At 71.1% G+C, this 11,197-nt stretch carries 9 protein-coding genes and 1 pseudogene; 1 reads left to right on the top strand and 9 read right to left on the bottom strand.

Translation table 11 applies throughout. The annotated features are described in order from the left end of the window. Positions 1–52: 52 nt before the first annotated feature. Genes E0H26_RS03280 through E0H26_RS03270 form a run of 3 tightly spaced genes read right to left on the bottom strand, consistent with a single transcriptional unit; the run spans position 53 to position 1,539 of the window. Positions 53–517 (bottom strand): DUF4442 domain-containing protein, encoded by a 465-nt coding sequence (locus E0H26_RS03280; protein WP_131300652.1) that lies wholly within the window; start codon positions 515–517, stop codon positions 53–55. Positions 518–559: 42 nt separating this feature from the next. Beyond that, complete coding sequence (locus E0H26_RS03275) at positions 560–748, bottom strand: DUF397 domain-containing protein (protein ID WP_131300650.1); 189 nt, start codon at positions 746–748, stop codon at positions 560–562. Beyond that, the gene (locus E0H26_RS03270) at positions 739–1,539 is read right to left on the bottom strand and encodes a helix-turn-helix domain-containing protein (protein WP_131300648.1); all 801 of its coding nucleotides are present in this window, start codon (positions 1,537–1,539) and stop codon (positions 739–741) included. Before E0H26_RS03270 ends, E0H26_RS03275 begins: the two co-directional genes overlap by 10 nt. A 218-nt stretch (positions 1,540–1,757) precedes the next feature. Between E0H26_RS03270 and E0H26_RS03265 the strand changes: the two genes are divergently transcribed. After that, positions 1,758–2,093: a hypothetical protein gene (locus tag E0H26_RS03265; protein ID WP_131300646.1), complete on the top strand. Its 336-nt coding sequence runs from the start codon at positions 1,758–1,760 to the stop codon at positions 2,091–2,093. A 107-nt stretch (positions 2,094–2,200) separates the two neighbouring features. On the opposite strand, the gene E0H26_RS03260 is transcribed toward E0H26_RS03265, so the two are convergent. The 6 genes and pseudogenes from E0H26_RS03260 to E0H26_RS03235 form a co-directional block, all read right to left on the bottom strand. Further along, positions 2,201–3,511 carry an ABC transporter ATP-binding protein gene (locus tag E0H26_RS03260; RefSeq protein ID WP_131300644.1) on the bottom strand — a complete coding sequence of 437 codons (1,311 nt, stop codon included), beginning with the start codon at positions 3,509–3,511 and terminating at the stop codon, positions 2,201–2,203. 149 nt (positions 3,512–3,660) lie between these two features. After that, a complete protein-coding gene (locus E0H26_RS03255) occupies positions 3,661–5,853 on the bottom strand; it encodes a bifunctional glycosyltransferase/CDP-glycerol:glycerophosphate glycerophosphotransferase (protein ID WP_131300642.1) in 2,193 nt (730 codons plus the stop codon). Between the two features lie 14 nt (positions 5,854–5,867). Further along, positions 5,868–7,859 carry a DUF5941 domain-containing protein gene (locus tag E0H26_RS03250; protein ID WP_131300640.1) on the bottom strand — a complete coding sequence of 664 codons (1,992 nt, stop codon included), beginning with the start codon at positions 7,857–7,859 and terminating at the stop codon, positions 5,868–5,870. Next, a pseudogene (locus E0H26_RS03245) lies at positions 7,856–8,461 on the bottom strand (ABC transporter ATP-binding protein); the annotation flags it as partial. The gene E0H26_RS03250 and the pseudogene E0H26_RS03245, both read right to left, overlap by 4 nt. A 140-nt stretch (positions 8,462–8,601) precedes the next feature. Then, positions 8,602–9,429, bottom strand: a complete 828-nt coding sequence (locus E0H26_RS03240; protein ID WP_131300636.1) for an ABC transporter permease — start codon at positions 9,427–9,429, stop codon at positions 8,602–8,604. Positions 9,430–9,498: 69 nt separating this feature from the next. Beyond that, complete coding sequence (locus E0H26_RS03235; protein ID WP_131300634.1) at positions 9,499–11,175, bottom strand: L-serine ammonia-lyase; 1,677 nt, start codon at positions 11,173–11,175, stop codon at positions 9,499–9,501. Positions 11,176–11,197 lie beyond the last annotated feature (22 nt).

Below are 11,197 nucleotides of genomic sequence, written 5' to 3'. Positions count from 1 at the left end.
CTATCCACGGTCACCGGTCAACAAACGCACTTCGCCCGAGCCGGCGCGGCGGTCAGTTCGGGCGCAGGGTCCAGATCACGGTCATCTCCGAGGTCGGCTTGCCCGCCTCGGTGGCGATCTCGACGGTGACCGGAAACTCGGGACGCTGGCCGGCGTCCAGCTCCGCGACCACGTCGGCGGCCGGGCGACCGAGGCGCGCCGTGGCCAGCACCGGCCCGAGGGCGAGCTTGCGGTACGCGATCTCCGCGCGCACCGCCAGCGGCGTCGCGCGGTCGAGCAGGTGGCCGAAGGCGGCGAGCACCACCGCGCCGGAGGCGGTCTCACCGAGGGTGAACATCGCCCCGGCGTGCGGGCCGCCGACGTGGTTGTGGGTGGCCGGCGAGTCGGGCAGCCGGACCACCGCCCGGACCCCGCCGTCGGCCTCGGGAGCCACCTCGACAAATTCGATGCCGAGCGTACGGGCGAACGGCACCGCCTGGAGCATGCCGGCCGCCACCTGCCGCGAGTCGATAGTCATACCGGCACGTTACCGGCCAGTAACTACCTCGACAAGCGCGGCTCAGTGACCCTTGGTGAACGTCACGAAGGCCCGCCAGGTCTCCGGGTCGAAGGTGAGCACCGGCCCCTGCCGGTCCTTGCTGTCGCGTACGCCGACCACCCGCGCCAGGTTGTCGGCCACCTCCACGCAGTTGCCCTGGTTACCGCTGCTGCGGCTGCTCTTGCGCCAGATCGCGCCGGTCAGGTCCATGCTTCCGCCGCCTCCGAGATCATCTTGAGGGTGGCCCCGTGGGGCAGCGCCTCGGCCCGGACAGATTCCCAGTTCTGCCGCAGGGAGTTTACGTCCACAGTGCGCTCGACGATGGTGCCGCGCATCTGGTTATCCAGGTAGGCGATGTCGTCGCCCTCCGGCGGCGTGGCGATCACGAAGGCGCCGTTGAGTCCCGGGTAGGCGCCGACCCCCTTGGGCACCACGTGCAGGTGCACCTTGATCCGGCGGCCCACCTCGACCAGGTGCCGCAACTGCTCCCGCATCACCTTCGGGCCACCGACCGGGCGCTCCAGCACGGTGTAGTCGAGCACCGCCACCAGCAGCGGCGGGTTGGGCCGGGCGAGCACCTTCTGCCGGTCGAGCCGGGCGGCCAGCGGCTGCTCGACCTGATCGCCGACGAGTTGGCTCGCGCCCTCGTAGAGCGCGCGGGCGTACCCCTCGGTCTGGAGCAGGCCGGGCACCACCAGCGGCTCGAAGCCGCACAGCGCGCTCGCCTCCTGCTCGATCGTCACCCACTCGCGGAACCACGGCATCAGGCTCTCCTTGAGGATGGCCTCCCGGATCCGGACCAGCAGCCCCTCGCCGTGCAGGGCGTCGTCGCAGCGGACGGTGAACTCCTCCCGGGGTGCGCGGCGGCACTGCTCGACCGACGCCACCAACGAAGCCGAGTAGCTGATCTGCTCGCCGAGTGACTCCTGCGAGAGCCCGGCCTTGGTCCGCAGCCGGCGTAGCTCACCGGCGAACAGGTCCAGCATGGGCATCCGGTCCATCTGCACACCTCTGCACATCGGTGCCGGCCGGGTCGTACAGCCGGGCTGGTAGGGGGCGATCGCCTTCCGAAAGTAGCGGTGTCCTCACCAGACTGTCACGTAGAAAGTTCCCCGATTGCGCCATATCGCGGGGATTTCGGTCGGGGCCCGTCGCGCTCAATCCCCCTGACGCGACGGGCCCCGGCGCCCGAGTCCATCCGTACGGCGAGGAGTCCGACGTGATCAGCCACCAGTTGCCCCAGCCGAGCGGCGGACCGGCGGCCGACCGGCCCCGGGCGTACCCGTCGCACGAAAAACCGCACACCCCGCTGCGCCCGATGTGGTGCTGCCGGGCCTGCGGGCATCCGTGGCCCTGCGCCATGGCCCGCCTGCTGCTCAAGGTCGAGTACGGCCGCAACGAGATCGGCCTCTCCATCTACCTGGCCGGGCTGTTCTACGAGGCCGCCCGGGATCTCTACCGCCTCAACCCCGACGACGGCCCCACCCCGCGCGACCTCTTCACCCGTTTCGTCGCCTGGTCCCCCTACCGCCGCCCACTCGCCGGCCCGAGCTAGGACCCGCCCCGGATCTTGTTACGTAACGGCCCTCATGGGGGCCGTCCCGTACCAAGGTCCGCGAGACACCGGGCTAGGCGTTAATAAGGGGCCCTTCCTTACCAGCGTCAGCGCCAGCCGACGTCGATGCGGTCGCCGCGCTCGTCGAAGAAGTGCAGGGCGTCCATGCGTACCTTGATGGCGAGGGGGTGACCGGCGGAGACCGCCGGGTATGGCGCGAGGCGGACGGCCAGTTCGGCCGGGCGACGGTGGTGCCGTCCCGGGTCGTTCAGCACGCTGGTCCGGCCGCTGGTCCGGCCGCTGTTCGGGTTCGCGTCCGGCACGGCGGCCCGGCCGGTGAATCGTTGCATCACCTGGCCGAAGCGGCGCAGACCGCGCTGGCCGAACGGGGTGTCGCTGTCCGCCGGTGCGCCGACCTCGTCCACCACGATCGCGGTCGCACCGATGTCGAGGAAGGCGAGCGACTCGTGGCCGTGGTGCTCCAGGTAACGGATCCGGCCCTGGAGGACGTCGCCGGGTGAGTCCGGGGCGACCGGGGTGAGCGCCTCGGCCCGCATCCCGACCACGATCCGTTCGCCGTGGTAGTGCGCCACCGCGCGGCTGCGGATGTCGTCCCAGGGCAGGTAGAGAGCTTGATCGCCGAGGGTGAGGGTGACGTACCGGTCGAGGTGGACGTAGACCGACGCCTCCAGCAGGTTCATCCGGGGGCTGCCCAGGAACGCCGCGACGTAGAGGGTGGCCGGCCGGCCGTACACCTGCGTCGGGGTGCCCACGTCCTGGAGGACTCCCTTGCGCATGATGGCGACCCGGTCGGCCATGGTCAGCGCCTCGGCCTGGTCGTGCGTCACGTAGATGGTGGTGACGCCCAGCTCACGGGTCAGGCCGGAGATCTCCGCGCGCAGTTCCGCCCGCAGGCCGCTGTCCAGATTGGAGAGTGGTTCGTCCATCAGGAACAGGCCGGGTCGGCGGACGATGGCCCGGCCCATCGCGACCCGTTGCCGCTGCCCACCGGAGAGCTGGCTGGGGCGTCGGGCCAGCACGTCACCGATGCCGAGGGCACTGGCCACGTCGGCGACCCGCTCACCGCGCGGGGCCGGCTCGATCCCGGCCAGCTTGAGTGGAAAGGCGATGTTGTCGCCGACACTCATGTGCGGGTAGAGCGCGAAGTCCTGGAAGACCATGGCGATCTTCCGCTCCCGGGGCGGCAGGTCGTTGGCCACCTCACCGTCGAGCATCACCGCCCCCGAGGTCGGTTCCTCCAGCCCGGCGACCATGCGCAGCACCGTCGACTTGCCGCAGCCGGACGGCCCGAGCAGCACCATGAACTCGCCGTCGTTGACGTCGAGACTGACGCTGTCCACCGCGACCGTGCCATCTCGGAAGACTTTCGTGACATCCTTGAGCGCGACGGTGGTCACCCGTCTCCTCCCCCACCTCGTCGGCCGAACCCGGCAATGACTGTGACCAGGATCATGTCGAACGCACATCGGGTAAACGTTCCATGTTCGAGTCGTGACAGACCTATTACGTTCCATCGAGTAGCGGCTATCGGCTGAAATTTCCAAACTCAGCCGGAGATATCGCGGAGAAACACCTGGCTGACCACCCGCTCGGCGGCCCGACCGTCGTCCAACCCGCAGAATCGCTGCCGGAACCGCGCCCGCGCCTCGTCGGCAGCGGTGGAGCCCAGCTGCCGGGTGCGCAACACCGCCAGCAACTCGGCGAAGGTACGCGCCACCGGGCCGGGCGCCTCGGCGACGAGGTCGAAGTAGACACCCCGGGTCAGCCGGTACGCGTCCCAGTCCGGCGCGTAGATGACGATCGGCCGGTCCAGCACCGCGTAGTCGAACATCGCCGACGAATAGTCGGTGATCAGCACGTCGGCCGCGAGATAGAGGTCCTCGATCTGCGGATGGGAGCTGACGTCCATGATTCGGGACCGGCCGCCCGGTGGCCACGCCCGCAGGTGGTTGCGGTCGTGGAAGTAGTGACTACGCATCAGCAGCAACCCGGACGGGCCGAGCGCGTCGAGGACCCGTTCCGGATCGAACGGCGGCCGGTACCCGGGCAGGTGCTCCCGGTGCGTCGGCGCGTACAACACGACCTGCTCGCCGAGACCGGCGCCGAGCTCCGCGCGCAGCCGCAGCACCTCCTCGGTGGTCGCGCTGACCAGCCGGTCGTTGCGGGGGTACCCCACCTCCAGGGTGGTGTACGCGGCCGGATACGCCCGCTCCCACATCTGGGTGGAGAAGCTGTTCGCGGTGATGCTGAAGTCCCAGCGGTCCATCCGGCGCACCAGCCCGGCGAAGTCCATCCCGACCGCACCCAACGGGTAGCGCTGCTGGTCCAACCCCATCACCTTGACCGGGGTGCCGTGGTGGGTCTGCACGTGCACCGAACCCGGCCGCTTGCGCACCGAGTCCGGAAAGTTGACGTTGTTGATCAGCCACTTGGCCCGAGCCAACACCCGGTGGTACGCGGGCGTGCCGGCCACCACGTACTCGACCCCGTCGGGCATGGTGTGCACCCGGTCCCGGCGGACGATCCACACGCCCCGGATCTGTGGCGCCAACCGCCGCGCCGCCTCGTAGACCGCCGCCGGGTTACACGCGTAGCCGCGATACCAGTAGGCCGCGTACACGGCGAGGTTGGGGTCGACGGGGCGACACAGCTCCGCGCGGTGGTAGCCGTACAGCGCGACGTCCCGGGCCGTCCGCAGACTGGCCCGGGCCGGCGGTACGACCCGGCGCCGAACCCGTCCGGCGGTACGACGGGCCGCCTCCCCGGTCCGGCTGGTGGCCCGTAACGCGCGGTACGTCCGCCACTGTCCCGCCGCCACCAGCCGGTGCTTGAGCCCTTCCACCCCCGGTGGGATGCGGTGCCCGCCCGGCGGCCGGAACCGGGCGTGCTCGATCGCCACCCGGGCGAAGAAGGTCGGCCGCAGTTCCGGGGCGATCCGGTCCCCGTTGCCGAGCACCGTCAGGTAGTGCCACATCATCCGCTCGAACAGCGCCGCCCGCAGGTCGTCGGCGCCCAGCCGGTCCAGCTCGTGGAACACCCGGTGCCACTGCTCGAAGACCTCGAAGTGCCGCTCACCCCGGGTCTTCGTGATCGCCCCCGCCCGCCGCTGCCGGTAGTTCACGCAGACCGTGTCGAGTACGCCGATCCGGTCGGCCGCCAGCAGCACCGGATAGCTGAACGACACGTCCTCGTACCAACCGGCGGCGAAACGCAGCCCGGCCTCGGCCAGGAACTGCCGGCGGACCAGCCGGTTCCAGGCGGTGTGCAGCAGTTCCAGGGTCTCCGGTCGGTCCCGCAGCGAGAACGCGACCGGTCCGGTCGGCTCCGGAAACACCTCGGCCATCGCGCTGCGGGTGACCGTGTCGTCCCAGTGCGCCCGGACGTGGTCGACCAGCAGCACGTCGGGCCGGGTGACGCGGAGCCGCTCGGCCACCTCCACCAGGCAGTCCGGCACCAGCCAGTCGTCGCCGTCGACGAACCAGACGTACTCGCCCACCGCCCGGTCCAGCCCGGCGTTGCGGGCCGGGCCGAGCCCGACGTTGCGCTCCAACCGCACGGCCCGGACCCGGTCGTCGCGGGCCGCGTACTCGGCGAGGATGTCGCCGCTGGCGTCCGGCGAGCAGTCGTCGACCCCGATCACCTCGATGTCGGTGACCGGCTGGCCGAGGATCGAGTCCAGGCATTCCCGCAGGTAGCCCTGCACTCGGAAGGCCGGGACGACGAAGCTGATCAGCGTCATCGTCCCGGCCCCCGTCAGATTGTCGCGCTCCCCCCGGCACCGGCCGGCACCCGCGCCGGCCGGGCCGGCTGGACGAACCAGGCCAGCACCACGCTCGCCACGAAGAGCACCAACAGGTAGATACCGAGTGTAGCCAGACCAATACTCGTGATTCCGGCAATCGCCGTCAGCCCCAGCAACACCGACCGGCCCTCCCAGCCGAGCGTCGCCGCGTGCAACGGAGGTGCCGGCTGCCGCTTCTCCAGCCGCGCCACCAGGTCGTAGTGGTGCAGGGTGAGCACGAAGACGTACCCGAAGATCAGCCAGGCCGGCGCACCACCGATCACACCGACCGCGATGGCGAACAGGTACTCGCCGGCCCGCAGCGCCGCCGGCACCAGCCAGTCCAGCGGCCCGTTGTGCGCCGCCCCGGCACCGCCGGCCGCGAGGAGCAGTCCCACCAGCACGAGCAGCAGGCTCCACGTCGGGTACCGATCGCCGTAGCGCCAGACGCTCAGGAGCGCGACGACCGCCGGCAACGTGGCCAGCACCGCCAGCACCAGCGGCCCCGGTCGGCGGGCCACCGGGAACCGAGCGGCAAGGGGGCCGTCGTCGCGGTGCAGGGTGGCGTCGAGCGTGTCCAGCACCGGCACCCACATCCAGCGGGCCCGCAGCGTACGCAGCGCCCCGGTGTACGCGAACGCCAACACACCCCAGGTCAGCACGGCCAGCAGCGCGACCCGCTGGTCGAACAGCGCCGCGGCCAGCGCGATCAGCGCCCACCGTTCCCCGATCGGGAAGACCACCGTGCGCTTGAGCCAGTACGACACCGAGCCGGTGTCCGCCTGCACCTTCGTGGACGCGGCATTCAGCCGGTCACCGATGCCGCCGCCACCCGTACCGACGGTCTTCGGCCGCCGGGCCGCCTCGTCGTGCAGTACGCCGTACCACGCGTCGGTCATGTGCCGCACGGTCTGCAACGTCATCGCGGCGATCGCGAGGGCCCAGCCGTACCGGAATCCGGCGGCCGTGGCACCCCAGCCGAGACCGGCGTAGACCAGATACTCCTTGGCCCGGTCGGCCATGGTGTCCAGCCAGCCGCCCCAGGCGCTGAAGTTGCGGGTGTAGCGGGCCAGTTGACCGTCCACGCAGTCCAGCACGAACCCGAGATAGAGCAGCACCCCGCCGGTGACCAGGGCAAGCCGGCCGCCGCTGGCGAACAACGCCGCCGCGGCCACCGCGAACCCCACCGACAGCATGGTCACCCCGGTCGGGCTCAACCCCAGCCGGGCCGCCGCCTTGGTGACGTACGGGGACCAGGTGCTGACGAAGTACGTGGTGAAGAAGTCGTCCTTCTCCTTCACCGACAGCCGCAGCTCGGCCCGGTCCTCGTCCACGGCGGCAACGGCCGCCTCCGCCCCGGACAGCGCGTCCGCGTCGTCCACCCGACGGGCGACCAGCAGGCGTACCCGGTGGGCGAAAACCAGCACCCCCTGGGCGGTGAGCCCGGTGAAGACCTGGTCCACGGCGGGCCCCGGGGGCTCGGCTCGCAGGCCGCCGGCCTCCGCGTGGCCCGAGGCCACGTCGGCCAGCCGGCCGGTCGCGGCGGCCCGGGCGGCGGCGACCAACGCCGGTACGTCGTCCCGACCGACCCGCACCGCGCCACCGAAGATGCCGGTGGCCTCGCCGTCCAGGCGCTGCGCGGGCCCCGCGTCGACCACCTGGCCGCGCTCCTCGCGCACGGTCGCCCGCCCGCCCGCCGGTGGGTCGGTGAGCACCAACGCCACCGTCGGCCCCACCGGGCTGGTCACCAGATGCCGCAGTACGGCGGTGTGCGCGACCAGGTCGACGCCACTGACCACCACCGGACCCTCGGCCGTGCCGGCCAGGTCCGCCAACTCGTCCAGGCTCGCGGCGAACCGCACGTCGGCGACGCCGGCCGTACGCCACTGGGCGGCCAGCCGGTCGGCCAGCGCCGTACCGCTCACGGCCGGCGAGCCGGCGGCGAGCACGATCGCGAGCGTCACCGGGGAACCGCGTCGTGGTACGCGGCCAGCGCCTCGGCGATCGTGCCGTCGACGCTCAGCCGGCCCGCGTCGAGGTACAGCCCTCGACGGCAGAACCGGGTCAGGTCCTTTTCGTTGTGTGACACCAGCACCAGAGTGCGCCCCTCCCCGAGCAGACGGTCGATGGTCGTGTAGCACTTCGCGCGGAACTCGGCGTCCCCGACCGCCGTCACCTCGTCCATCAGCAGGATCGGGTGCGGCAGGTGGGAGATGATGGCGAACCCGAGCCGCACCTTCATACCGGACGAGTAATGCCGTACCGAGGTGTCGATGGCCCGCTCCACCTGCTCACCGGCGAACGAGACGATCTCGTCGAAGTGCCGTTTCAGGTAGTCCGACGACAGCCCGTGCAGCCCACCCACCAGGTACAGGTTCTCCCGCCCGGTGAGGTCGTTGGAGAAGCCGGCGGAGAGTTCCAGCAGCGGCGCGACGTCACCGGAAACCCGGATCCGGCCCTCGTCGGGGATCAGCACCCCGGCGATCAGCCGCAGCAGGGTGCTCTTGCCGGTGCCGTTGCGGCCGATCACGCCGACGGTCTCGCCCGGCGCCATCGAGAAGGACACGTCGCGCAGCGGCCAGAACTGGCCGTCGGCCGCGCTACGCCGGCCCCGGTGGATGAGCAGTTCCCGCAGCCGCAGCTGGCGGCGACGGTTGCGGACGAACCGGATGCCGAGATCCTCCGCCTCGATGATCGGTTCGCCCATCAGAGTTCCTTCAGCACGGCGGGTTCGAGCCGACGGAACGACCACCAGCCGGCGGCCAGCAGCAGCAGGCTGAGACCGATGGTGGTGGCCAGCATCCGGGCCCCCGGGAACTCGTCCGGGTACCACACCGCGTGGTGCAGTTGGAAGATGCCGACCAGCGGGTTGAGTTCGTAGCCCAGTTTGAGCCAGCCCGGCAGGCCGGAGTCACGGACCAGACTCAGCGGGTAGATGATCGGCGTGGCGTAGAACAGCACCCGGATGACCAGCCGCATGAACCGCTCCACGTCCCGCATCAGCACGTTCCACGCCGACAACAGCAGCGCCACCCCGATCAGCAGGGTGGCCTGCACCAGCACGGCGAGTGGCAGGGCCAGCAGCGACCAACCCAGTTCGACCTTCCCGTCGGCGGCGTACCAGATCGCGATGCCGCCCAGGATCGGCAGGCCGGCGGCGTACTCCGCGAACCGGCCGACCACCCGGCCGATCGGGAACACCTGCCGGGGCACGTTCATCGTGGTGATCAGCCGGGACTGGCCGGTCAGCGCGTTGGTCGCCTCGCTCAACGCCGAACTGGTCCACATCCAGGCGAAGATCCCGGTGATCAGGAACAGCGGATACGACCCGGCGGCCTCGCCCAGGTGCCGATTGGTGTCCCGGGAGTACAGCACGCCGAAGACGAACCAGTAGATCGCCCCCATGCCGAGCGGCTCGATCAACGACCAGAGGTAGCCCAGCACCGACTGCTGATACTTGACGGCCAGGTCGCGCCGGACCAGGATGCGCAGCGAGTTGCGGTGCGACCACAACGCCCCCACGCCAGAGGTCACCGTCGTCTCCCGCCTACTGAACGGACGACAGGTTAGCAGCCGGTGAACGCGCGCCGATGCGCCGTACGCTCAGCACTCGATCACGTTGACGGCCAGGCCGCCGCGCGCCGTCTCCTTGTACTTGACCTTCATGTCGGCGCCGGTCTCCCGCATGGTCTTGATGACCTTGTCGAGCGAGACGGCGTGCACCCCGTCACCGCGCAGCGCCAGCCGGGCGGCGGTGATCGCCTTGATGCTAGCCACCGCGTTGCGCTCGATGCACGGTATCTGCACCAGGCCGCCCACCGGGTCGCAGGTCAGCCCGAGATTGTGCTCCATGCCGATCTCCGCGGCGTTCTCCACCTGGGCCGGCGTGCCGCCCAGCGCCTCGGCCAGCCCGGCGGCGGCCATCGAGCAGGCCGACCCGACCTCGCCCTGGCAGCCCACCTCCGCCCCGGAGATCGAGGCATTCTCCTTGAACAACACCCCGATCGCGCCGGCCGCGAGCAGGAACCGCACCACCCCGTCGGCAGACGCCCCCGGCACGAACCTCGTGTAGTAGTGCAGCACCGCAGGAATGATCCCGGCCGCGCCGTTGGTCGGCGCGGTCACCACCCGCCCGCCGGCCGCGTTCTCCTCGTTGACGGCCAGGGCGAACAGCGTGACCCAGTCCATCACGTGCAGCGGATCCCCAGCGACACCCGACTGAACAGCGACCCCCGACGCCATCACCGCACCCGACCCGACAGCGACGCCCGACCCGACAGCAGCACCCGACGCGGCGGCGACGCCCGACGGCATCACCGCACTCGGCGCGGCAGCAGCACCCGACCCGGCGACGGCACCCGACGCGGCACCAGCGCCCGACCCGACAGCAGCACCCGACGCGGCAGCAGCGCCCGACGGCATCACCGCACTCGGCGCGGCAGCAGCACCCGACCCGGCGACGGCACCGCCCGACGCAGCAGCAGCGCCCGGCCCGACGGCGACGCCCGGGCCGGCGGCGGCGTCGGCTTCCAGGCTGCGGCGCAGCTCGGCGGCGCGGCGGCGGACCTTCAGCCCGCCCGGCAGCGTGCCGTCGCGGGTGCAGCCGCGCTCGACGCACTCCTGCATCACCCGCCAGATGTCCAGCAGCCCCGCCCGGACATCCCCCTCGGCCCGCCAGGACAGCTCGTTGGCCAGCATCACTTCGCTGATGGACAGCCCGGTCGAGGCGGTCACGTCGAGCAGTTGGGCGCCGGTGAGGAACGGATAGCGGACCCGGGTGCTGTCCGGCTTGATCCGGTCGGCGCCGGCCGCCGCCTCGTCGACCACGAACCCACCGCCGACCGAGTAGTAGGTGCGCGCCCTGACCTCGGCCCCCCTCGCGTCGTACGCCGAGAAGATCATCCCGTTCGGGTGGTACGGCAGCGACCGGCGACGATGCAGCAGAAGATCACGATCCGGGTCGAAGTCGATCTCGTGTGTGCCGAGCAGCGCCAGCCGCCGCTGCGCCCGGATCTGCGCCACCCGCCCATCGACGGTGTCGGTGTCCACCGACTCCGGCACCTCTCCGGCCAGGCCGAGCAGCACCGCCCGGTCACTGCCGTGCCCGTGCCCGGTGGCACCGAGCGACCCGAACAGCTCGCCCCGGACCCGGACCACGTCGCTGAGCAGCCCGTCGGCCTTCAGCCCGGCGACGAACGTACGCGCCGCCCGCATCGGCCCCACGGTATGCGAGCTGGACGGCCCGATACCCACACTGAACAGGTCGAACACACTGATCATGACTGCACCTTCTCGCCCTGCG

The organism is Micromonospora zingiberis, assembly GCF_004331455.1.
Lineage (GTDB): Bacteria > Actinomycetota > Actinomycetes > Mycobacteriales > Micromonosporaceae > Micromonospora > Micromonospora zingiberis.
Note: the sequence above shows the minus strand (reverse complement) of the source record. Positions and strands in the feature narration are given on the sequence as shown.

Excerpts from the sequence above, each read along its gene's own strand:
- E0H26_RS03280 (WP_131300652.1), bottom strand. The coding sequence starts at position 517 with ATGACTATCGACTCGCGGCAGGTGGCGGCCGGCATGCTCCAGGCGGTG.
- E0H26_RS03275 (WP_131300650.1), bottom strand. The coding sequence starts at position 748 with ATGGACCTGACCGGCGCGATCTGGCGCAAGAGCAGCCGCAGCAGCGGT.
- E0H26_RS03270 (WP_131300648.1), bottom strand. The coding sequence starts at position 1,539 with ATGGACCGGATGCCCATGCTGGACCTGTTCGCCGGTGAGCTACGCCGG.
- E0H26_RS03255 (WP_131300642.1), bottom strand. The coding sequence starts at position 5,853 with ATGACGCTGATCAGCTTCGTCGTCCCGGCCTTCCGAGTGCAGGGCTAC.
- E0H26_RS03235 (WP_131300634.1), bottom strand. The coding sequence starts at position 11,175 with ATGATCAGTGTGTTCGACCTGTTCAGTGTGGGTATCGGGCCGTCCAGC.